The 22,089-nt window shown below is 69.9% G+C and carries 17 protein-coding genes; 13 read left to right on the forward strand and 4 right to left on the reverse strand.

All coding sequences use genetic code 11. The features are described 5' to 3' along the window. The 4 genes from JCR33_RS20795 to JCR33_RS20810 all read left to right on the forward strand — a co-directional run bounded on the left by JCR33_RS20795 (position 1) and on the right by JCR33_RS20810 (position 6,535). A complete protein-coding gene (locus tag JCR33_RS20795; RefSeq protein ID WP_198884057.1) occupies positions 1-1,005 on the forward strand; it encodes an NADPH:quinone reductase in 1,005 nt (334 codons plus the stop codon). A 114-nt stretch (positions 1,006-1,119) separates the two neighbouring features. After that, the gene (locus tag JCR33_RS20800) at positions 1,120-2,637 is read left to right on the forward strand and encodes a M81 family metallopeptidase (protein WP_198884058.1); all 1,518 of its coding nucleotides are present in this window, start codon (positions 1,120-1,122) and stop codon (positions 2,635-2,637) included. Between the two features lie 44 nt (positions 2,638-2,681). Further along, complete coding sequence (locus JCR33_RS20805) at positions 2,682-4,493, forward strand: hydantoinase B/oxoprolinase family protein (RefSeq protein WP_211110474.1); 1,812 nt, start codon at positions 2,682-2,684, stop codon at positions 4,491-4,493. Continuing rightward, positions 4,490-6,535 (forward strand): hydantoinase/oxoprolinase family protein, encoded by a 2,046-nt coding sequence (locus JCR33_RS20810; RefSeq protein ID WP_198884059.1) that lies wholly within the window; start codon positions 4,490-4,492, stop codon positions 6,533-6,535. The genes JCR33_RS20805 and JCR33_RS20810 overlap by 4 nt, the downstream gene beginning before the upstream one ends. Positions 6,536-6,730: 195 nt before the next feature. On the opposite strand, the gene JCR33_RS20815 is transcribed toward JCR33_RS20810, so the two are convergent. After that, on the reverse strand, positions 6,731-8,278 hold the full coding sequence (locus JCR33_RS20815; protein WP_211110475.1) for a GH3 family domain-containing protein: 1,548 nt from the start codon (positions 8,276-8,278) through the stop codon (positions 6,731-6,733). A 403-nt stretch (positions 8,279-8,681) separates the two neighbouring features. Between JCR33_RS20815 and JCR33_RS25560 the strand changes: the two genes are divergently transcribed. Continuing rightward, positions 8,682-9,434 carry a DapH/DapD/GlmU-related protein gene (locus tag JCR33_RS25560; protein WP_211110476.1) on the forward strand — a complete coding sequence of 251 codons (753 nt, stop codon included), beginning with the start codon at positions 8,682-8,684 and terminating at the stop codon, positions 9,432-9,434. Positions 9,435-9,466: 32 nt separating this feature from the next. Here the strand turns inward: JCR33_RS25560 and JCR33_RS20825 are convergent, their stop codons facing one another. After that, positions 9,467-10,891, reverse strand: coding sequence for a cytochrome P450 (locus JCR33_RS20825; RefSeq protein ID WP_332461244.1), 1,425 nt, complete (start codon positions 10,889-10,891; stop codon positions 9,467-9,469). Positions 10,892-10,963: 72 nt separating this feature from the next. Here JCR33_RS20825 and JCR33_RS20830 point away from each other — a divergent pair, with 72 nt between their 5' ends. After that, positions 10,964-11,776, forward strand: coding sequence for a hypothetical protein (locus JCR33_RS20830; protein WP_198884063.1), 813 nt, complete (start codon positions 10,964-10,966; stop codon positions 11,774-11,776). Here JCR33_RS20830 and JCR33_RS20835 read toward each other — a convergent pair. Beyond that, positions 11,771-12,106 carry a hypothetical protein gene (locus tag JCR33_RS20835; RefSeq protein WP_198884064.1) on the reverse strand — a complete coding sequence of 112 codons (336 nt, stop codon included), beginning with the start codon at positions 12,104-12,106 and terminating at the stop codon, positions 11,771-11,773. The two genes, JCR33_RS20830 and JCR33_RS20835, sit on opposite strands and share 6 nt — an antisense overlap. A gap of 495 nt (positions 12,107-12,601) precedes the next feature. On the opposite strand from JCR33_RS20835, the gene JCR33_RS20840 reads away from it, so the two are divergent. From JCR33_RS20840 to JCR33_RS20870, 7 genes are all read left to right on the forward strand, one after another. Next, positions 12,602-13,732: a helix-turn-helix transcriptional regulator gene (locus tag JCR33_RS20840; RefSeq protein ID WP_211110477.1), complete on the forward strand. Its 1,131-nt coding sequence runs from the start codon at positions 12,602-12,604 to the stop codon at positions 13,730-13,732. Between the two features lie 198 nt (positions 13,733-13,930). Further along, a complete protein-coding gene (locus JCR33_RS20845) occupies positions 13,931-15,241 on the forward strand; it encodes an aminotransferase class I/II-fold pyridoxal phosphate-dependent enzyme (RefSeq protein WP_198884066.1) in 1,311 nt (436 codons plus the stop codon). Between the two features lie 54 nt (positions 15,242-15,295). Continuing rightward, positions 15,296-16,447, forward strand: a complete 1,152-nt coding sequence (locus JCR33_RS20850; protein ID WP_198884067.1) for an ABC transporter permease — start codon at positions 15,296-15,298, stop codon at positions 16,445-16,447. After that, positions 16,431-17,105: an ABC transporter ATP-binding protein gene (locus JCR33_RS20855; RefSeq protein ID WP_198884068.1), complete on the forward strand. Its 675-nt coding sequence runs from the start codon at positions 16,431-16,433 to the stop codon at positions 17,103-17,105. The genes JCR33_RS20850 and JCR33_RS20855 overlap by 17 nt, the downstream gene beginning before the upstream one ends. Then, on the forward strand, positions 17,105-18,190 hold the full coding sequence (locus JCR33_RS20860; protein ID WP_198884069.1) for an HlyD family secretion protein: 1,086 nt from the start codon (positions 17,105-17,107) through the stop codon (positions 18,188-18,190). The genes JCR33_RS20855 and JCR33_RS20860 overlap by 1 nt, the downstream gene beginning before the upstream one ends. 186 nt (positions 18,191-18,376) lie before the next feature. Then, positions 18,377-20,065, forward strand: a complete 1,689-nt coding sequence (locus JCR33_RS20865; protein ID WP_198884070.1) for a methyl-accepting chemotaxis protein — start codon at positions 18,377-18,379, stop codon at positions 20,063-20,065. 291 nt (positions 20,066-20,356) lie between these two features. Beyond that, positions 20,357-21,031 (forward strand): peroxiredoxin-like family protein, encoded by a 675-nt coding sequence (locus JCR33_RS20870; RefSeq protein WP_198884071.1) that lies wholly within the window; start codon positions 20,357-20,359, stop codon positions 21,029-21,031. 73 nt (positions 21,032-21,104) lie between these two features. Here the strand turns inward: JCR33_RS20870 and JCR33_RS20875 are convergent, their stop codons facing one another. Next, positions 21,105-22,028: a LysR family transcriptional regulator gene (locus JCR33_RS20875; RefSeq protein WP_198884072.1), complete on the reverse strand. Its 924-nt coding sequence runs from the start codon at positions 22,026-22,028 to the stop codon at positions 21,105-21,107. Positions 22,029-22,089: the final 61 nt, after the last annotated feature.

Genomic DNA, 22,089 nt, shown 5'->3' on the forward strand with positions numbered 1-22,089 from the left:
ATGAAAGCGGCCTGGTACGAGCGCACGGGGCCCGCCCACGAGGTCCTGACCGTGGGTGAGATCCCGGCCCCGACGCTCGCCGCCCACGAGGTGCTGGTGCGGGTGCGCGCGTCCGCGGTGAACCCGGCCGACCATAAGCGCCGCTCCGGCTGGCTCGGCACTGCGCTCGGGCATCGGCGGATCGTGCCGCACATGGACGGCGCGGGCGAGATCGTCGCCGTCGGGGCCGAGGTTGCGCCGGGCCGGGTCGGCGAACGGGTGTTCGTCTACGGCGCCCAGGGCGGCTACGACGGCGACGCCGGCCGCGCCTTCGGAACCGCCGCCCAATATTGCGCGCTTCCCGCGGCCCAGGCCCTCGCCCTGCCGGACACGGTCGGCTTCGCCGAGGCGGCCGGCCTCCCCGTCCCCGCCTTCACCGCGTTTCGCGCCGTGTTCGGCGACGGGTCGGTGGCGGGCAAGGCCGTCCTCGTCGCCGGCGGCGCGGGCGCCGTCGCCCAATATGCGATCAACTTCGCCAAGACCGACGGGGCGCGGCTCGTCCTCGCCACCGTCAGCTCGGCGCAAAAGGGCGCGCTCGCGCTCGAAGCGGGCGCGGACGCCGTCATCGACTACCGCACCGAGGACGTCGCCCGGCGCGTCCTGGCGCTCGCCGGCGGGCCGGTGGAGCGCATCGTCGAGGTCGATTTCGCCGCGAACCTCGCCCTCGACGTCGAGGTGATCGCGAACAACGGCACCATCGCCACCTACTCCTCCTCGAGCGAGCGGGAGCCGGCGATCCCTTACTATCCGCTGCAATGGAAGGGGGTGACGGTGCGCTTCGTGCGCGGCTCCCTCCTCACCGAGACGATGCTGCGCGAGGCGGTCGAGCGGATCGGCCGGATGGCGACCGCCGGCACCTTGCACCATCCCCCTCGCCTCACCTTCCCGCTCGAGCGCATCGCCGACGCCCACGTGGCCGCCGAAACCGGCGCGTTCGCGGGGAAAATCATTCTGGAGATCGATTAGCCCGCCCCCAGTGCCTCCCAGTGCCTCCGGTGTTTGGGCCGCTCCGCCCGGAGGCCATCGAGATCAGCCCGCGCCGGCCCCGCCCCCGCGGCCCCTCTGAAAGACGAACAGCGCATGACACGTATCGCGATCGCCGGCTTCCGGCACGAAAGCCACTCCTTCGCCTCGCACCGGGCGGGCTGGGAGGAGTTCAAGACCCCCGGCAGCCAGATCGAGATGCAGCGCGCGCCGACGATGATCGAGGCGCTGCGCCCCACCAACGCCTCCTGCACGGCGATGATCGAACTGTCGGAGGCCGAGGGCTTCGACCTCGCGCCCCTGATCTGGGCCTACGCCGTTCCCTCCGCCCCGGTCACGCCGGAGGCGTTCGAGCGGATCGTGGCGCTCCTCGTCGCGCAGCTCTCCGACGCGCTCGAGGAGGGGCCGGTCGACGGGATCTTCCTCGAGCTCCACGGCGCGATGATGACGGACGCCTTCCCCGACGCCGAAAGCGAGCTCGTGCGGCGCCTCAGGTGTGTCGTCGGGGCGGATCTGCCGATCGTCGCGACCCTCGACCCCCACGCCAACCTCACCGAGCGGCTGGTGGAGCTCACCGACCTCCTCGTCCCCTACCGGACCTATCCGCACGTCGACCACAAGCCCTGCGGCGATCACGCCGGTCGCCTGCTCCTCGAAATGATCCGCTCGGGCAAGCGCCCGGCGAAGGCCTACCGCGCCCTCGACTTCCTCACCCCGCTGCCGGCCCAATGCACCATTTCGGGGCCGATGGCCGAGGTGATGGCCGAGCGCGCCCGCCTGCAGGAGACCGCCGGCGTCGCCGAGGTCGGCTTCTGCTACGGCTTCCCCTACGCCGATTTCCCCGGCTGCGGCATGGCCGCCACCGCCTACGCCGACACCCAGGACCTCGCCGACATCATGGCCGAGGCGATGGCCGCCGACGTCGCCGGCCGCGAGATGGCCTTCTCCTCCATGGTCCAGCAGGTGGAGGACGGCGTCGCCGAGGCGATCCGCATCGCCGCCGGCGCGACCCGCCCCGTCGTCCTCGCCGACACCCAGGACAACCCCGGCGGCGGCGGCTACGGCGACACCATGGGCCTCCTCGCCGCGCTGATCGCGCAGAACGCCGACGGGGCGGTCCTCGGCTCCATCAACGATGCGGCGAGCGCTGCCGCCTGCCACGCCGCCGGCGTCGGCGCGACGGTGACGCTGGAGCTCGGCGGCGTCAGCGACGGCCACCCCCTTGCCGTCACCGCGGTGGTGGAGCGGCTCGCCGACGGCAACTTCGTCGGCAGCGGCCCCAACGCCAAGGGCAACGCCCGCAAGGTCGGCCCGACGGCCCTCATCCGCATCGGCGGCGTGCGCGCCATCGTGTGCAGCCGCAAGATGCAGGCGGTGGACCAGGCGCTGTTCCGCCACGTCGGCATCGAGCCGGCGCGCGAGAAGATCGTCGCCCTGAAGTCCAGCGTCCACTTCCGCGCCGACTACCAGCCCATCGCCGAGACGATCATCGTGATCGTGGCGCCGGGGCCGGTGGTGGTGGACCCAGCGGGCCTTCCCTTCCAGCACCTGCGCGACGGCTTGCGCCTGCGCCCCGGCGACAACCGCCGCGTCCGGGGCGGATCCCTCGCATGACCCTCTCCCCCACCCTCAAGACACCGAACGAGGGACATCCTCACATGCCCAAAAAGGACCTCCGCGCCATGGCGTCCGACGCCACGCCGGCCGACATCGACCCGGTCACGCTGGAGATCGTGCGCGGCGCCCTGCGCGCGATCCAGTCGGAAATGGAAATGCTGATCGAACGCACCGCGATGTCGGCGTTCATCCGCGAAAAGAAGGACTACGCCTCCGGCCTCTACGACCCCGCGGGGCGGATGATCGCCGGCAAGGCGCTGCCCTTCACCTCCGACCTCGTCACCCCGGTGTTCAAATACTACCCGCCGGAGACGATGCAGCCGGGCGACGTCTACTGGTACAACGACTGCTACGATTCCCACGGCGCGGTGACCCACACCCCCGACCAGGTGCTGGTGGCGCCGGTATTCTTCGAGGGCCGGCTCATCGGCTTCTCCCAGACCTGGGCCCACTTCACCGACATCGGCGGCATGCGCCCCGGCTCCCTCTCCCCCGACTGCACCGACCTCTTCCAGGAGGGCACCATCGTGCCGCCCGTGCGCCTCGTCGCCGCGGGCCGCATGCAGGACGAGCTGATGCGCCTCTTCGTGCGCAACTCCCGCCAGCCCGCCAACGTGCGCGGCGACATGCGGGCGCTGATGGCGGCGGTCACCCTCGGCAGCACCCGCCTCACCGAGCTCGCCCGGCGCTTCGGCGGCGACGAGCTCGCCGGCGCCTTCGACGCGCTCCTCGAGCGCACCGCGACGGTCCTGCGCGAGCGTCTCGCCGCCCTCGTGAAGCCGGGCACCTACGCCTTCACCGAATGGGTCGACAGCGACGGCCACGGCAACGGCCCCATCGCCCTGCGCTACACGCTCACCGCCACCGAGGACGGCCGCTTCATCCTCGACCATTCGAAGACCGACGATCAGACCAAAGGCCCCATCAACCTGATCCTGAACCCCAAATCGGCGGGCATGCTGGTGGGCGCCTATCTCCTGGGCGACAGCCACGATCTATCGCTGAACGCGGGCGCCGAGCGGCTCTTCGACGAGGTGATTCTGCGCGAAGGCTCGATCCTGCAGCCGCGCCTTCCCGCCCCCCTCGGCCAGCGCGGCGTGACGATGCTGCGCAACCTGTCGGGCTATCTTGGGCTGTTGAACGCGGCCTCGAAGGGGGGCGCGTCGGCCTCCCACAGCCCCTACGCCATCTGGACCTTCCGCGGCACCGACGCGGGCGGCGAGCGCTTCCTGATGTCCGACGGCGTCGCCTGCGGCTACGGCGCCCGCCCCTTCGCCGACGGCCACGACGCCGTCTACCTGGTGGCGCAGGAGAACTACCCGGCCGAGTTCGTCGACAATTTCTACCCGATGCGCATCCTCAGCTACGCGATGAACCCCGATTCGGGCGGCCCCGGCCGCTGGCGCGGCGGTTGCGGCGTCATCCGCGAGATCGAGGTGCTCGCCGAGGAGGCGACCCTCCTCGTGCGCCTCGACGCCATCGAGCATCCCCCCTGGGGCGCCGGCGGGGGCCAGTGCGCCGGCACCGGCCGCTGCATCATCAATCCGGGCACGGAACGCGAGGTGCACGTCCCCCCGCTCAGCGACGGCACCCTGGTGCGGCGCGGCGACATCCTGCGCCTCGAAACCGGCGGCGGGGGCGGCTGGGGCCACCCCTTCGACCGCGAGCCCGAGCGGGTGCTCGCCGACGTGAAGGGCGGCTTCGTCTCCGCCCGCAGCGCCGAGGCCGACTACGGCGTCGTCCTCACCGCGGGCGGGCGGGCCGTCGACACGGCCGCCACCGAAGCCCGGCGCGCGACGCGCCCGGCGACCCAAACCTTCCACACCGGCCACTACAGGGACAGCATCCAATGACCGGCCCGATCATCGGCGTCGACACCGGCGGCACCTTCACCGACATCGTTCTGTTCGATCCGCGCTCGGGCCGGCTTCACCTCGCCAAGACCCCGTCGACGCCGCACGACGCGTCCGAAGGCTTCGGCAACGGGATTTCCGAGGTCCTCGAGGTCGCCGCCCTCGGCGGGCCCGACATCGACCGCGTGCTCCACGCGACCACCGTCGCCACCAACCTGATCCTCGAGCAGAAGGGCCCGCCGACGGCGCTGATCGTCAATCGCGGCTTCCGCTTCCTCCTCGAGATCGGCCGCCATTCGATCCCCCGGCGGGCCAACCTCTTCGCCTGGTGCAAGCCGCAGCGGCCCATCGCGCCGGACCAGATCTTCGAGATCGGCGGGCGCATCGACCCCGACGGCAGCGAGGTGGAGGCGCTCGACGAGGCGGCTCTGCGCGCCGCCGCCGAGGCCATCGCCGAGGTCGGCATCGGGACCGTCGCCGTCGTCTTCCTGCACAGCTACGCCAACCCCGCCCACGAGCGCCGCGCCCGCGAGATCATCGCGGAGGTGACGCCGGCCGCCCTCACCTCGATCTCGGCCGAGGTGCTGCCGGTGATGCGCGAATACGAGCGCGGCCTCGCCACCGCCCTCAACGCCTATGTGAAGCCCGTCGTCTCGCGCTATGTGGGCCGGCTCGAGGAGCGGGTCGACGACCGCAAGATCGCCGCCCCCCTTCTCCTGATGAAGTCCAACGGCGGCGTCGCGGGCACCGACACGGTCCGCGCCAAGCCCGTCGAAACGGCGCTGTCGGGCCCGGCGGCCGGCATCGTCGGCGCCAACATCGTGGCGGCCGCGGCCGGGATCGGCGACATCATCACCGTCGACATCGGCGGCACCTCCGCCGACATCGCGCTGATCCGGGGCGGGGCGCTCGGCCTCACCACCCGCTCCGTCATCGGCAACTGGCCGATCCCGCTGCCGATGGTGGACCTCACCACGATCGGGGCGGGCGGCGGCTCCATCGCCAAGGTCGACAAGGGCGGCGTGCTGACGGTCGGCCCCGACAGCGCCGGCGCCAATCCCGGCCCCGTGTGCTATCGTCGCGGCGGCACCGAGCCCACCGTGACCGACGCCCACCTCGTCCTCGGCCACCTTCCCGAAGCCCTCCTCGACGGCGACTACCGTCTCGACCGCGCGCTCGCCGAAGACGCGATCCGCACCCGCATCGCCGAGCCTCTGGGTCTCAGCGTCGACGCCGCCGCGCGCGGGATCCTCGAGATCATCGACAACACGATGGTGGGTGCGATCCGGGTGGTGTCGGTGGAGCGCGGGCACGATCCGGCCGACTTCACGCTGCTGCCCTTCGGCGGGGCGGGGCCGCTTCACGGCGGACCGCTGGCGCGGCTCGCGGGCTGCCGGCGGGTGCTGGTGCCGCCGGCGCCGGGCGTCCTGTCGGCGTTCGGGCTCCTGGCGTCGGACCTCAGGGCGGAGTTCTCCCGCAGCTGTCTCCAGCGCGACGACGCCTTCGATTTCGAGGACGTCGCGGGCGTGTTCGCCGCCCTCTCGGCGCAGGCCGAAGCGTGGCTCGAGAGCGAGGGGGTGCCAGCGCAAAGCCGCCGCATGACGCGCCAGGTGAGCCTGCGCTACGAGGGGCAGGGCTCCGAGCTCACCGTGCCGTGGCCCGGCGATGTCGACGCGGCCGCGCTCGCCGAGGTCGTCGCCGCCTTCCACACCGCGCACGAAGCCCTCTACAGCTTCCGCCTCGACGAGGTGCGCATCGAGGCGATGACCTTGCGCGTCGACGCGGTCGGCAAGCTGCCGCCCCTGACCCTGCCCGAGATCCCCTCCCACACCGACGTCGCCTCGGCACGGGTCGGCGATCAGCCCGTCTCCTTTGCCGAGGGGGTGGTGTCGGCGCCGATCTACGACCGCGCCCGGCTCGGTGCGGGAAGCGTGCTCGAGGGGCCGGCGATCATCACCCAGCTCGACAGCACCACCCTCCTCCTCCCCGGCCAGCGCGCCACCGTCCACCCGACCGGCTCGCTGCTGATCGAGGAGGAATGATCGTACCCCCGAGAGTGTGGACGGGGTCATGCCGCCATTGCCGCCGCATCGGCTGATGATCCGTAGCCGAGAGCGGAGTGGGAGCCGGACGTTCGCGCGCTTCGAGGCGGGGAGAGCTGATCTGGAGAAGCCCTCACCGCCCGTGCGGCGTCTGCCCCGACACGGCGGGCTCCTCGTCATGTGCGACGCTCCCTCTCAGGCGCTGTCGTTCGGCGAGGTCGCTCCGAGGCTGTGGATCAGGGCGGCGGCGCGGTCCGGGTCGGTGACGAGCAGCTGGTCCTTGATGTCGCCGAGGCGCATCCCCTCGCCCATGTGGAAGCGCTGGAGGCGGGCGGAGAGATGCGGCACCGAGCGAGCGCGAAGCGGCTCGAGTTGGCCGAGACGACGCGCCGCCCGGTAGTGGACCGCCGCCGACAGCGCCCCTTCGAGGCGGTCGGCGAGGAGCGTCGCCTCGTCCGGCGAGGCATCGACGAGGAGGTGGTAGGCGCCTCCGTTCGCGGTGCGCACCGGCACCACCACGAGCGGTGGCGAAGGCACGTCGGCGAGAATCCCGTCGAGCGCCGCGCGTAGGAAGTCGGCGCTCAGTTTCTCACCCACGAGGTCGGCGACCTCGCCGGCGCGGCCGAGGAAGACGAGGCTCGGCGTCGCCCCGATGCGCTCGCACGCCCTGACCCTGTCGCCCAGCCGGTATCGCGGAAGGCCTCCGGGAATGGTGGTGACGACGTCGTAGTCTCCCCCCGCATCGAGACGGTGGACGGGGTGGGAGCGGCCGTCGTCGTCGAGGAATTCCAGGAGGACGGTGTCGACGAGGGGCACCGGCTCGACCGCGCCATAGGCGCGCAGCGGCACCGTCACCGGTCCCTCGGTTGCGAGCAGCCCCTTCGGCGCAATGGTGACGCCGGGGAGCCGGTCGGCGAGCGCCGCGGCCAGCCGTGCGGCGGCGCCGTGCGTCCAGCACGACAGGAGGCTGAGAAAGGGCCAGATCGCCGTCCAGTCCGGCTCGGCGCGGGCGAGGAGGGCCGCGCGGTCCGGGTCGAGCGCGTGCGCCAGCGCGTCGCGCCGGCGCACGATGTGATCGAGGAGCGCGAGAAGGTAGCTCGGGCTCCAGACCGAGACCACCTCGAGGTCGCGCGCCGACAGGAGCGTCAGCGCGAGGCTGTCGCGGAACGCCTCGACGGTCTGCGCCGTGCCGTAGTCGGGCGGCAGCACCATGATGTGCCGCGCGATCGGCCGCAGGAGACCGGTGAGGTAGCCGGTGTCGTCGCTGGTGGCGTCGTCCGGCCGGCCGGCGGGTGGGGAGATGCTGGCGAACAGGCGGCCGGTGCGCAGAGTGAGGCCCGCCCCCAGCGCGTCGGCGAACATGAGCCGCGCCGTGCGGGAGAAGGCGGCGATCAGCGGCGCCGTCATCGGTACGGGCTTTGCGGCGCCGCTGCTGCCGGAGGTGTATTCCACGCGCTGCACGGGGTGGGTGGTGAGGACGGCGCGTTCGCCGGCGATCTGCCGGGCGACGAGGGGGCGGAGGTCCTCATATTGCGCCACCGGGAGCTTATCGAGGAGCGTCTGCCGTCCGTCCGTCGACGACACGCCGTGGCGCCGGCCATATTCGGTCCGGGCGAGGTCGCGCGCGACGGCCTGCGCGACGCGCGCCTGCGCCGCTTCGGGTGCATCGAGCGCCCGGCGCAGGCGGGCGAGGTCCGGCCCGCACAACACCCTTATCGTCCGCTCCAGAGCGGCCGCCGACATCGTGCGCCAAGGGCCGACACGGGGGCGCGCCGTCACGACCCGCCACCGAGGTGAGAGCCCGCGTCGCGATCCCACGACGCTCCCTCGCTGCACGGTTGCAATTTGCGACTTCTCTCGCCGCACGCGGGCGCTATCATGCCGGCCCGTGCGTTGCGTCGCGGTGGTCGGTGAAACAGTCGAATGCCGGGAGATGCGGATTGGTTGGGCTTGCGGCCGTCGTCTTCGACCCGATCCGGTCGACCACCGGCGCTCTTCGGACCCGCCGGAGGCGGCATCCCGACACCCGCCATCAGATATATCCCGCTTCGGCCCGGCCCGGCCGCCTGGTGATGAGCCGACCCGGCGCCGCCGCCGCCATCCGGCGATGTCGCAGCAACTGGGCCCCACGGAGGCGCGCTCGGCCGTGACGCTCCTCTACCGTGTGACCGCCTGCCTCCCGGCCCTTCACGTGGGGCTCATGCTGGCCGCCCTCGCTTGGACGCTCGCGACGCCGTTCGGCGTGAGGCTGCTTCTGCCGCTCGCAGCGCTCCTCGCCGCGGCCTACGTCGTGCCGCCCGCGGCGCACCGGCTGCTCGCCGCTTCGGGTCGCCTCGACGAGCGCCGCGCAAACCTCTCCGAGCCCGTGTTCGAGCCGTGGATGGCGAGTCTCCTCCTGCAGATGAGCTACAGCTATCTGCCGTTTCTGGAGGCGCTCCTGCGCGTGGTCCCCGGCCTCTACAGCGTGTGGCTGCGAGGCTGGGGCAGCCGCATCGGGACGCGCGTGTTCTGGGCGCCGGGCGTGCGCATCCTCGACCGCAGCCTCATGGAGGTCGGGGACAGGACCGTGTTCGGGACCGACTGCATGGTGTCGAGCCATCTGATCTTCAAACGCGACGGGGTGGAGTGGATCCACGTGAAGCGGGTCAAGATCGGGGCGGACTGTCTCATCGGGGCGGGCTCGATGATCGCGCACGGCGTGCGGATAGGCGAGCGTGTGGAGGTGGGAACCGGCGTCCTGATGGGACCGCTCGTCCGCATCGGGTCCGGGGCGGTGATCGGGCCGGCCGCGGGGATCGAGACCGGCGGGCGCGTCGCCGCCGGCGCGGTGATCCCTCCCGGCCTCATCACCAAAGGCGCGATCCCGGCGTCCCCGGCGCAGGCCAGGACGCCGGGTTGACGGGCCGGAGTGCACTCTAGGCTCGGACATGGCTACGCTCGGACACGGGGACGAGCCCGCACCGGCATCCCGTGCGAGGGAACGACGACGAGGCCTGCCCGCATCGGCCGGGTGCGGCGCACGGGCGTCAGATCGCGCTGACGCACGAGCTCGGCGAGCAGGAGGCGCATCTCGAGCGTGGCGAGCCACAGGCCGGGGCACAGGCGCAGCCCGCCGCCGAACGCGGGCTGCTCGTGCGGCGGTGGGCTCAGCGCGAGGAAGCGGGAGGGGTCGAACCGCTCCGGATCGCGGTAGAGGCCCGCGTCGCGGCCGACGAGGACCGGCGAGACGGTGACGCGCGTGCCAGCCGGAAGCACGTGGTCGCCGAGATCGAGCGGGCGCCTGAGGCGGCGGTTCTCGACCGACCACGTCGGCGGCGAGAGCCGCAGCGTCTCGGCGCACACCGCCTGGAGGAGGGGCACCGCGGCGAGCGCGTCGGCGGACGGCTCGGGTCCCAGCGCGTCGAGCGCATCGCGCAGCGCCTCCAGAATGGGCCGGTTCATCAACAGCCAGCGAACCGCGAAGGCGACCACCGACGCCGTCGTCTCGTTGCCGGCGACGATGAGCGCCAGGATCTGGGAGGCCACCTCCTCGTCGTCGAGCGGGCGCCCGTCGCTCCAGCGCGCGAGGAGGAGGCGGTCGAGGACGGGCCCATCCGCAGAAGGCCCCTCGGCCCGACGCGCAGCGACACGCTCGGCGATGACGGTGGCGAAACGGCCGGCCTCGTCGGCATGCCGTGCCTTGTACGGGTTGAGCCACGCCAGCCGCTGCAGCGGCGGCACCAGCACGGAGAGCCGCTCGAGGAAGCTGCCCGAGCGCTCGAGACCCGCGACGGCGAGGTCGGCGAGAGCCTCGTTCCGCGGGTCGTCCGCAGCGCCCCCGAAGATGAGCGCGACGACGACGCAGGTCGCCAGCCGCTCGCCGAACGGGACGAGCGCGACCGGCCCCCTCTCCGGCAGCTTTGCGACCGCCCGGCGGATCAGGTCGTGTAGGGGCGCCGCGTCGCCGGCGACGTGCCGGCGGCTGAACGGCACCGCAAGGGCTCTGCGGATCGCCTGGTGGTCCGCCCGATCGATGAAGAAGATGCTGCGCCCATCCATCGCGCCTTCGAGCGAGGAGGTCGCGTTGGCGTGCGTGAAATCATCCCGCGTCAGCGCGAACACACGCCGCGCCGTCTCGGGACTGGAGACAACGACGACCGGCTCGTGAAAGGCCGCCGTCATCGTGAACACCGGGCCGAAGCGCCGTCTGAGCAACTGCAGATAGCGCCAATTGACCCCGGTCTCGCACAAAAGCTGGATGATCCCCGGCAGCCGCGGCCCCGGCGGCAGCAGATGGCGGGGCCGCGATCGAGGAGAACGGTCTTCAGCACCGGTCATGGCCAACCAAAATGTAACAAATTCTCTCTCACCGAACATTCATTCCACGCCATGCGGAATATCATTATAATAACCGAGCCTCGGCCTTCCAAGGTGCAATCAGAGAAAGTGATGTCGAAGTTTAAATCTCTGTCAGTTGCCGCGATCGACAATTCACTGGAACGCGAGATGTTCGCGCTATATGCGCGGCATTACAGTGGTGCGCGGGAAGACGTCTTTGCGAGCGATCTGGCTGACCGGACCGACGTCGTCGTCGTCCATGACGATTGCGGTCCCCTTCTGGGTTTCATGGCGCTCAAGGTGTTCCAGCATCCTTGGATTGAGGGGCCGGGCGGCAAAGCGCGGATCATCTACAGCGGCGACACCGTGGTCGACCAGGCCTACTGGGGCCGCAATCTGATGGCTCCGGCGGTCATGCGCTTTCTCGGCAACGTCTGGTCCCGTGCACCGTCGATGCCGCATTTCCACTTCACGCTGATGGGCGGCTACCGCACCTTCCGGATCTTCTGCGGAGCGTATCGGACCATCTATCCGAACCGGAAGGAAGCGACGCCTCCCGAGATCGCGTCGCTCGTCGATGGCCTGGGCCGCACCCTGTTCGGCGCGGTCTGGGACCCGAGCGGGCTCGTGCGGCTGCCGGAGGAGCAGGGCCGTCTCCGGGCCGACATTGCGGGGATCGCGCCACAGGCGATCGAGACGAAGCCCGATCTCGCCTTCTTCCTCGAGCGCAATCCCCGGTTTCAGGAAGGCTTTGAGCTCGCCTGCATCGCCCCGCTCCATCCGCAGGCGCCCTCGCGCGTGATGCGCGGCGCCTTCGAGGCGGGAACACGGGCGCCCCGCTCCGCCGACGGGACGATCGACCTCTCCGACCCCGGCGGACGCACCCGTTCGGACGAGCCCGCGAGCCTGGCGCCGTCGTCATGAGGCGCCGCGTCGGCCTCGGCGCTGGTCGGGCCGAGAAACTTGTCCTCCAGGCATTGCAGGATGCTCGCGAAGTCCCCGATCCCGTCGAGGTTCGGCGGGTCGCCGAACAACCTCCAGCGGATCCTGAAGAACGCCCGCCGTGTCGATGACACGGTCGGCCAGATCCACCGCCTCATTGACGACGTCGACGGTGTTGCCCAGCGGTTTGTTGCCGGTCTTGACGGCGTTGAAGATCTCCTGTCCGGGCGGTGAGTTGGGGTGCTCGATGAGCGTCTGCCGCGCCTCGCCGCTGTAGTCGAACGTTACGGCGAACGACTGAAGCTGACGCAACACCCCGGTCCGCCGATGGCCTCATCGACAACGCTTTGGATGCGGCTCGTCCCATCGACGATGCGGTCGAGGCCGTCCCGGACCTCGTTAGTGGCCTGTTCGACCATGGCCCCTGATGTCGCCTCCGTCGCCATCGATGAACGGGATCGAGGCTGATCACGACAACACCGCTCGTGCCGATCATCCCGCTCTCGCCGAAGAGCGCCAACATGGCCGACGTACAAGGCCGAAGCACGACATGAGACGGCTAGATGTCGTCGCCGGCGAACAGGCCGCCGCGCCACTTGTTCGGCCACATCGCCGTTCGCAACGCGGAACTGACGGCGCGACGACGGAGCCTTATCGCCGAACGTCTCCCATTTGCGGCTCCGACATCGAGCAGGCCTCTCCAACGCTCCACACGACAGGACAAATATCCTGTCTGTACTTTGCAAAATAATGCTGAAGTGGTCTACTTTCGGTATGTGATTACAAACCGATGGGGCTCATATGGAGATGGCCTACGCCGCATTGCCGGCGATCTATGACGTGTCACCGAACGAACAGCATTGGCTTCCCACTCTCGACGCGATCGTCTCGGCGTCAACAGCCAGCGGCGCTCTCATCTTCGGCGTCGATCAGACTGATCTCGAATACTCGATGACAAAATCCAGTACATTTTGGATCGATAACGCCGACTTGGTCATTCAGTTCATGGAACGATTTGGACAATACGATAATGTCGGGCGTGATTTTTTGTTTAGAACGCCACGATATAGCGTCATCAGTGATTTCGATATCTGGCCTAATGAAAACTTGTTCGAACGTGAGGATTTTGTCTTTTCGAGAGAGAAGAGCGGCATCTTCCTGCGGGCCGGGGTCAATCTGTCGCCGGATCATGGCTGGAACGCCGGCCTCATCGTCCACTTCCCCGACACCGTCCGGCAGGTGCCGCAGTCCTCGCGGGAGCCGTTGGCGTTCCTCGCCCCTCATCTTGCGAAGTCGCTCGAGCTGCGCCGCTTTGTGTCGCAGCTCATCGCTCGCTACAAGCTCGTCCTGTCCGTGCTCGACAAGGTCCACATCGGCCTCTGCGTCACCAATGCGAGCGCCGAGATCCTGATCGCCAACGAAGAGGCGCAGCGCATCCTGGAAGACAGCGCCGGCCTCGTCGTGAACCGGGCCAAGCGCCTCGTGGCCAAGGATCCGGGGGTGGGCGTCATGCTGAACGCGGCGATCGACAGCGCCGTCGCGACGGCCCGGCAGATCCACGGCCGCGCCGGCACCAGCCTGCACGTCCCGGATCCGAGGGGCGGAGAGCCGCTGTTTCTGGAGGTGTCGCCGCTGCGCGACAGCGCGGGCGAGTTCGAGACCGCCTTCGGCGGCGCTCTCCTGACGCTGATCGACCCCAACAAGCCGCCGAACCTGCCGTCGGGAACGTTGTCGCTCCTGTGCGGCTTCACCGAAGCGGAGGACGCCGTCGCCGCACTCCTCCTCGAAGGCCACCCGCTCGACACCATCGCCGAGATGCGCGCCGTATCCATCAACACCGTGAAGACCCAGACCCGCTCGATCTACGCCAAGGCCCACGTGGCCTCCCGCGGCGAGCTCGTCCGCAAGACAGCCCACCTCAACCCACCGATTTCGTAGCGACCTGGCAGGAAATGAAGGGCCTCGCATCACCCGTTCAGGTGATGCTGAGCCCCCTACGGAGGTGCTCTTCTGTCCGAGAGTGCAGGACAGGTACCGACGCCCCATGCCATGGAAACTCCCCCTCTCCCGGGATGCCTCGACGCCGTCAGATGACGGACCCCGACACGACGTCACCCGAACGCCTTCAGCGGCCCGATGACCGCGACGAACCCCTTGTCAGGCTCCGAGCGGGCATTGGGCGGTGTGACGACCGACTTTGTCGCCGATTCGCCCGATCTGCTTGCCCGCTGGGACGAACACCAAGCGTGGTGGGACGAGCGGCTACAGCATCGGGTCGACCCGTTCGCGCGCACCACGCTCGGTCCAATCAGCACCGAGTGCGAGACCCGCACGCGGGATGGGGCGACCTATGCCGGCGTGAACTTCGCTTCGCAGGACTACTTGAACCTTGCGTCGCACGACGCCGTCCGCGCCGCGGCCAAAGCAACGATCGATCGCTTCGGCGTCCACAGTGCCGGCTCCGCCGCCTTGATGGGAAACACCTCCGCATCCGTCCTATTGGAGAGCGCGCTCGCCAACTTCCTCGGCTATCGCGACTGCATCGTCTTTCCGACCGGTTGGGGAGCCGGTTACGGCACGGTGAAGACGCTCGTCCGTCCGACAGACCACATCGTCATCGATGTCCTCGCTCATGCGTGCCTGCAGGAAGGCGCACACAATGCCACCCGCAACGTGCACACGTTCCCACACCTCTCCAATGCGGCCGTCGAACGGCGGCTGAGGCGGCTGCGGCAGGCGGATACCGAGGCCGGCATTCTCGTCGTGACGGAATCCGTCTTCTCGATGGACAGTGACGTGCCCGATCTTGCTGAGCTGCAAGCGATCTGCACCAAGTACGGCGCCACGCTGCTTGTCGACGTCGCTCACGACCTCGGCGCCATCGGGGCGGCCGGCGGAGGCTACCTGGAACGCCAGGGAATGGTCGGAAGCGTCGACCTCGTCATGGGCAGCTTCTCCAAGACGTTCGCCTCGAACGGCGGCTTCGTCGCCACCAATCAACCGGCGCTGCGGCGCGCGCTCCTGTGCCGATGCGGGCCGTTGATGTTCACCAACGCCATATCGCCAGTGCAGGCGACGATCGTTTCGACCGCACTCGACATCATCCGGTCGTCAGAGGGGGCCGAACTGCGCGAGCGGCTCATGCGCAACATCCTCTACATGCGGAAGCGGCTCGAAGAAGAGAGCTTCGAAGTGATGGGAGCGCCGAGTGCCATCGTTCCCGTTCTGCTTGGCACGAGCCGCTTCGCCCGCCTGATCACGCGCTTTGCGCTGGAGGGCGGCGCGCTGGTCAACTCGGTGGAATACCCCGGCGTATCGCGAAACTCCTGCCGCTGGCGAATTCAAATGATGGCCAACCACACGATCGATCAGATCGAGCGGTTCATCGACATCGCGAAGAACGCGCGGGAGAGGGTGGAGCGAGACGACGTCCTCGAGCCGACATAGCGCACGGTCGGCTCGAATGAGCCCGGCTCTGCCGCATTCCTCCGTCGAGTATAGATGTTGACCGGCTGGTCCGCCTCATCCGTCCGCTTCGCGTGGCGCAACCTTGTCGCCCATCCGCCGCGCTTCGCCATCGCCTGCGTCGGGATCGGCTTTGCGGCGTTTCTCATGGCGCTGCAGGTGAGCCTTCTCTACGGCTTCACCATGGCGGCAAGCCGGATCGTCGACGCGGTCGAGGCGGACATCTGGATCGTCGGCCGGGCCGTTCCCGCCTTCGAGTTCGTGTCGCCGATCGCCGAGCGCATCGCCTGGCTCACCGAGGGAACGCCGGGGGTGGCGCACGCCGGCACCGGCATCGCCGGCTGGGTCCCCTTCGAAAAGCCGGACGGGGACCTCACCACGGTGTTTCTCGTCGGCGTCGACGACCGCTTCGCCGGCCGCCTTCCGCGCGTGCGGCCCACGGTGATGGCAGCGGCCGCGGTCGAAACGCCCATCGCGGTCGACAGCACCGACGCGGCGGTGCTGCGCGGCGGCGAGGGTCGTGCACCCGCAGAGGTGGAGGTGAACGGCCTCAGGGCCGACATCGCTCTCGTCACCGACGGCCTCGCCTCCTTCCTCGGAACACCCTACGTCATCGCCGACCTGCGCGACGCCCGGCGGCTGTCGCGCTACGCGGCGGAAAGGGTCAGCTTCGCGGTCGTGTCGGTCGCGGCGGGCGAGGATCCGGAGGCCGTCGCGTCGGCGCTCGCGGCGCGCTTTCCCAATGTGTCGGTCTTCACCCGACACGCGCTGTCGCGGCGCTCGCGCGTCTTCTGGCTGCTCAAGACGGGCGCGGGCGGCGCGCTGTCTCTCGCCGCCGTCCTCGGCTTCCTGATCGGCCTCTCGGTCGTGGCGCAGACGATCTACAGCGCGACGTCGGAGCAGGTCGAAGCCTACGCCACGATCAAGGCGCTCGGTGGCACCGACGGCTTCGTCTTCCGGATCGTCGCGCTGCAATCCCTTCTCTGCGGCACGATCGGCGCGCTGTGCGGCCTCTCCCTCGTCGGCCCCAGCGCGGAGCTCGCGCAGAACATCGTGACCTGGGCCGTCGCCCCCCGTTGGATCTATCCGGCCGTCTTCCTGACGATCCTTCTCCTGTGCCTCCTCGCCGCCATGATCGCGGCGCGTCCGGCACTCGATGCGGAGCCCGCCCGTGTCTTCCGCGCCTAGCATATCGGTGCGGGGCGTCAGCCTGTCGTTCGGCAAGAGCCGCGCGCGCACGATGGCGCTGCAAGGCGTCTTCGCCGAGTTCCAGGCCGGTCAGTTCACCATCGTGGGCGGCCCCTCGGGCAGCGGCAAGACCAGCCTCCTTTCGGTGATCGGCGGCCTCCTGAGCCCCGACGAGGGTGCCGTCGTCACCTCGGCCGGGGAGATCTCGGGGATGGACAAGGGCGCTCTCGCCGCCTTCCGTCGGCAGCACTGCGGCTTCGTCTTCCAGGGGTTCCGGCTGTTCGACGCGCTCTCGGCGGCCGAGAATCTGGCGATGTCCCTCGCCTTGAGGCAGATGCATCTGCCGCGTCGCGCGATCGACGCCGCGCTCGACGCCGTCGGTCTGTCGGGCAAGGCGAGGCTGCGTCCGAACGAGATGTCGGGCGGCGAGAAGCAGCGGGTCGCGGTGGCTCGAGCACTGCTGCACGAGCCGGCCTACGTCTTCGCCGACGAGCCGACGGCCAGCCTCGATCGGGAGAGCGGCCTTCGCGTCGCCGAGCTGCTGCGCGATCTGGTGGTGCGCAAGGGGCGCCTCCTCGTCCTCGTCAGCCACGACGAGCGACTGACACCCTTCGCCGACCGCGTCCTGTCCATGGAAGACGGACGGATCGTCTCCTGATGAGAGCCTCCCGCCTCCTTCTCGCGGCGGCGCTCGCCCTCGCACCGTCGCTCTCCCTCGGGGCGGACGGGCCGTTCGTCGCCGCGGCGCCGGGGCGGGTGGCAAGATCGGCCGACGCCGTGCGGGTGGGCGCGGGCACGACGGCGATCGTCGCGCGGATCGTCGTCGACGAGGGCGACCGGGTCGATGTCGGCGCCGAGCTCGCCACGCTGTCGTGCGAGCCCGAGGCATACGCGCTCGAGGAGGCGAGGCATCGCCACGCCGAGCTTCAGGCGGACCTGCAGCGGCTGCGCAACGGGCCTCGCGTCGAAGAGCGTCGGGAGGCGGAGGCCAACGTGGCACGGGCGACGGCCGTCCTGCGCGAGGCCGAGGAGCAAGCGGACCGCTTCGGCCGCCTCACCTCGGGGCGCAGCGTGAGCCGGGCGCGGCTGTCCGGCAGTCTCAACGAGCTCGCCGCCCGCCGTGCCGAGCTCGCGATCGCCACGCATGCGTCGGAGCGGCTGCACAACGGCGAGCGGCCGGAAGTGATCGCGGCCGCCGAAGCGCGCACCGCGGCCGCCGCCGCGCAGATCGGACGCCTCGAGGCCGCGCTCGACCTCTGCACCATCCGCAGCCCCATCGCCGGCATGGTGCTGCGCAAGCACGTGACGGTGGGCGAGCTCGTCAGCACCGTCGCGCCGCGCACCCTCTTCGAGATCACGGGGCTTGGGCGCACGCGGGTGATCGCCGAGGTGGACGAGAGAGACCTCGGCGCGATCTGCCTCCATCAGGGTGCGGTGGTGACGGCGGAGGGCTACCCCGGCGTCGCCGCCGAGGCCTCGGTCACGGAGCTGAAGCCCGTGATGGGGCGCCGCACGGTCCTCAGCGACGACCCGGCCGAAAAGAGCGACCGGGACGTGCGGGAAGTGGTGCTGAGCACGCGCACGCCGCTCAGCTGGCCCATCGGCCTGCGCGTCGTGATCCGCTTTCACCCCTGTGCCGGCACGACCGACGAGGTGCCGACCGCGTCCGCCCGCGGCGCCCCTGCGCAACCGACCGCCGTCGCCGCCGGAAATCGCCCTGTCGGCGGGCGGTCCCGTCGATAGTCGCGAGGCTCGCCGAGCCACCCCATGACGTGGACGGAAGGCAGGGCCCCTCCCCTGCGTTCGCTCGCGCCCCCGCGAGACATCGCGCACCGCGGCAGGCCGACGAGGGAACGGCGATGGGAAGGCCAGCCACGCGCGAGCCATTGAGGCGAGAATGAGCCGAGGCGTGTGAACAAGGCTTCGACGATGATCAATCGACTTTCCCTCTCTGCGCGGATGATCGTGATGGCGGCCTGCGCGCTCGTTGCGCTCAGTGCCTTCTGCGTCATCCAGGTGCTTCAGGCGCGCTCGGTCGTCGAGGCGACGGACGTCAGCCACGCGCTGCAGGAGAACATCGACATCGTCGCCAACATGCAGCTCGCCAACACCGAGCTGGTGCTCGCGGCGATGGACTCCATCATCGACAAGGATGAAGGCGCCGTTCAGCCCGAGCGGGTCAAGATCATCGCAGACTCCATCGCGACCGTCCGCGCCGGCGTTCCCGCCCTGCGTCGCGTGGCGGAGCTGACGGGATTGGCAAGGCTCGCCGAAGGCTTCCTCGCCGACTTCAACGCGGTCGCCCGCGGCGTCGAGGTGGACCTCGCGCACGCGATCGTGACGCGCGCCGGCCCGGAGGCCTTCGCAAAGCTCGACGACGTCATCGACGATAGCGGCGAACGGGTCTCCGAAGCGCTGAGCAAGATCCGGGAGGCCGGCAACACGGCGCTCAGCAATGCCCTGGAGCGGATGCAGGAGACCGCCAAGTTCGGCGTGACCACGGTTCTCGCGACCTTCGCCGTGTCCATCGCGTTGCTGATGCCGCTTCTCTACTTCGTGACGCGCAGCATCGTGTCCGCCCTCGCCCGCATGGTGGACACGGTGGACACCATCGCGCACGGCGATCTCGACGTCACCGTTCCGAACATGGACCGCACGGACGGGATCGGTCGCATGGCCCGCGCGCTGGAGGTGCTCCGGCAGAACGGCGTCGAGGCGGAACGGGTGCGCAAGGAGAATGACGGGCTCGCTGCCCGCGCCGAGGAGGAGAAGCGCAAGGGGCTCGCAGAAGTCGCCGGACGCTTCCGCGCCGACATCGGCGACGTGGTGGGCGCGGTGCTCGCGGCGAGCTCGGAGCTCGAGGCGACGGCCCGGGCACTCGTGGAAATCTCCGAGCGGACGCGAGGGCGCAGCGCGAACTTCGCGTCGACGGCACAGCAGTCCATCGCCAACGTCGGCACCGTCGCCTCGGCGACCGAGCAGCTCTCGAGCAGCGCCTCGGAGATCGGCGCGCAGGTGTCGGACTCGACCACCATGGCCCGCTCCGCCGTCGACGAGGTCGGGCGCGCGAACAATCAGGTGCAGGGCCTCGCCGAAGCGGCCAAGCAGATCGGCAGCGTGGTCGATATGATCCGCGGCATCGCCGAGCAGACCAACCTGTTGGCTCTCAACGCCACCATCGAGGCCGCGCGTGCGGGAGAGGCCGGCAAGGGCTTCGCCGTCGTGGCGCATGAGGTGAAGTCCCTCGCCGAGCAGACGTCCAACGCCACCGGAGAGATCAGCGAGCAGATCCTGCGCGTCCAGTCCGAGACGAAGGACGCCGTCAGCGCCATCGAGGTCATCCGCGGCACCATCGCGCGGATCGACGAGACCGCCACCTCCATCGCCGCCGCCGTGCGTCAGCAGTCGGCGGCGACGAGCGAGATCTCACGCAACATCCAGCAGGCCGAGCAGGGTTCGCGCTCGATGACGCAGGACATCTCCAGCGTCAGCGACGACGCCGAGGAAACCGAGCGCGCCGCCCAGCGCCTCCTCCTCTCGGTCCAGAGCCTGTCGACCCAGGCCGGCGCGATGAACGCCCGGATCGACAACTTCCTCACCGCGGTCTGCGCCGCCTGACCATCCGCCATCGGGTCGGAGCGCGACCCGATCCGCCCGACAAGGCATCCGCACCGAGCCGATGGGTCCGCGGCCGATCGCAACGTCCGTCGGCCGCGCGACGACGGCGTGGCGACGATTGGCAACAACGCGACGTCATAGTCTCATGCGGCGCGTCTCGGTGCCGGCATCAGCCACCACGCCGGCCCGGCGCCATGCCGGGTGGGAATGAAACCTAGTCCCACAGCCTCGGTTCCGGGGTCGGGAGGCTCGACGCATCTTCGGCGGCATCAACCCCGGAGGACACCTTCGATGTCACTGCAAACGAAACTCGACGCCTTCAAAGCGGACTTCGAGGCGGGCAAGCCGCCCTACAACGTACCCCCGAGCGTCATCGAGACGATGCACCGTGCCACCGCCGAGCTGATCGCGTCCGGGCAAGCGGAGAGCGCCAAGACGGTGGGTGACACGGCGCCCCCTTTCACCCTCAAGGACGCGGAGGGCAACGCCGTCTCTTCCGTCGCCCTCCTCGCAAAGGGCCCGCTGGTCGTCAACTTCTACCGCGGCGTCTGGTGCCCCTACTGCAACATGGACCTCGCGGCGCTGCAGGCGGCACTGCCGGACATCGAAGCGCGCGGCGGCAGCCTCGTGGCGATCTCGCCGCAGACCGCTCCCAACAGCCGCAAGTCGGTGCGCCAGAACCAGCTCGACTTCCCGATCCTGTCCGACCCGAACAACGCCGTCGCCGACGCCTTCGGTCTGCGCTTCGCGCTGCCGGACTATCTGGTCGAGCTCTACAAGAGCCTGAAGAACGACCTGCCGACCTTCAACGGCGATCCGAGCTGGACGCTGCCGATGCCCGCCCGCTACGTGATCGCCCCGGACGGTACGATCCTCTACGCCGAGGTCAACCCGGACTATACGCAGCGGCCGGATCCGCAGGAGATGCTTCCGACCCTCGACCGCGCCGCCTCGGTGCGCGCCTGACCCCACCGCCGCGCAAGACACGGAGCCGCCGTGATGCGCACGGCGGCTCCGTGCCGTGGCTCACTGCGGCCCGCTATTCGGCCAACGGCGCGACGGGGGACGCCGACCGCGGCTCTTGCGCCATGACCTCCTCCACGAAGCGTACGAACGCCCGCGCCTTGGCCGTCGCCGTGCGGCCGGCCGGAAACATCGCCCAGAGGTCGAGCCGCGGCAGCTCCCAGTCGGTCAGCACCGAGCGCACCGTTCCGTCCGCGAGCTCCGGCGTGAACATCCATTCCGACGCCACGGCGAGCCCGGCATCAGACAGCACCGCCGCCCGCACCCCTTCGGCCGCGGTGACACGCAACCGGCTCCGCACCGTCACCGAGAGCTCCGCGTCGTCGCGACGGAAGGTCCAGACCGCACCGCCGCCGCGCTGGGCATAGACGACGGCGTCGTGGGCGACGAGATCGCCGGGGGTCGCGGGCACGCCGCGGCGCTCGAAATAGGCCTGCGTCCCCAACACAGCGATCCGACTGCTCGCGATCTTGCGGGCGGTGAGCGCCGAATCGACCAAGCGCCCCATGCGCAGCCCGACGTCGATCCCCTCGTGCAGCAGGTCGATGTTCCGGTCGTCGAGCACGACCTCGATGTCGAGCTCGGGATGCTGTTCCAGGAAGCGCGGAACATGCGGCATCAGATGGATGCGGGCGAACGTCACGGCCGCGCACACGCGCAGCTTCCCGCTCAGCCCGGCGCCGGCCCCGCGGGCGGCAAGGTCCGCCTCGTCCGCCTCCTCGATCGAGCGGCAGGCCCGCTCGTAGAAGCCGAGCCCCGCCTCGGTGGGAGCCAGGCCGCGCGTCGAGCGGACGAGCAGCTTGACGCCCAGCCGGTTCTCCAGCTGCGCGACGGTCTTCGACACCGCCGGCTGGCCCACATTGAGGCTGCGCCCCGCAGCGGAGAACGAGCCGGCCTCGACCACCCGAACGAAGACCTCCATCGCCGCCATGCGGTCCATGCCCCATGCCTTCCGGGAATGATGAGTATGGTGATCAGCATACTGCCCTAGGGTCTTGGGA

Origin of the sequence: Acuticoccus mangrovi, assembly GCF_016411865.1 — a bacterium.
GTDB lineage: Bacteria > Pseudomonadota > Alphaproteobacteria > Rhizobiales > Amorphaceae > Acuticoccus > Acuticoccus mangrovi.

Excerpts from the sequence above, each read along its gene's own strand:
- JCR33_RS20865 (WP_198884070.1), top strand. The coding sequence starts at position 18,377 with ATGATCAATCGACTTTCCCTCTCTGCGCGGATGATCGTGATGGCGGCC.
- JCR33_RS20795 (WP_198884057.1), top strand. The coding sequence starts at position 1 with ATGAAAGCGGCCTGGTACGAGCGCACGGGGCCCGCCCACGAGGTCCTG.
- JCR33_RS20845 (WP_198884066.1), top strand. The coding sequence starts at position 13,931 with ATGACCGCGACGAACCCCTTGTCAGGCTCCGAGCGGGCATTGGGCGGT.
- JCR33_RS20840 (WP_211110477.1), top strand. The coding sequence starts at position 12,602 with ATGGCCTACGCCGCATTGCCGGCGATCTATGACGTGTCACCGAACGAA.
- JCR33_RS20830 (WP_198884063.1), top strand. The coding sequence starts at position 10,964 with ATGTCGAAGTTTAAATCTCTGTCAGTTGCCGCGATCGACAATTCACTG.
- JCR33_RS20875 (WP_198884072.1), bottom strand. The coding sequence starts at position 22,028 with ATGGACCGCATGGCGGCGATGGAGGTCTTCGTTCGGGTGGTCGAGGCC.
- JCR33_RS20815 (WP_211110475.1), bottom strand. The coding sequence starts at position 8,278 with ATGTCGGCGGCCGCTCTGGAGCGGACGATAAGGGTGTTGTGCGGGCCG.
- JCR33_RS20810 (WP_198884059.1), top strand. The coding sequence starts at position 4,490 with ATGACCGGCCCGATCATCGGCGTCGACACCGGCGGCACCTTCACCGAC.
- JCR33_RS20800 (WP_198884058.1), top strand. The coding sequence starts at position 1,120 with ATGACACGTATCGCGATCGCCGGCTTCCGGCACGAAAGCCACTCCTTC.
- JCR33_RS20870 (WP_198884071.1), top strand. The coding sequence starts at position 20,357 with ATGTCACTGCAAACGAAACTCGACGCCTTCAAAGCGGACTTCGAGGCG.
- JCR33_RS20805 (WP_211110474.1), top strand. The coding sequence starts at position 2,682 with ATGCCCAAAAAGGACCTCCGCGCCATGGCGTCCGACGCCACGCCGGCC.
- JCR33_RS20860 (WP_198884069.1), top strand. The coding sequence starts at position 17,105 with ATGAGAGCCTCCCGCCTCCTTCTCGCGGCGGCGCTCGCCCTCGCACCG.
- JCR33_RS20850 (WP_198884067.1), top strand. The coding sequence starts at position 15,296 with ATGTTGACCGGCTGGTCCGCCTCATCCGTCCGCTTCGCGTGGCGCAAC.
- JCR33_RS20825 (WP_332461244.1), bottom strand. The coding sequence starts at position 10,891 with ATGTTCGGTGAGAGAGAATTTGTTACATTTTGGTTGGCCATGACCGGT.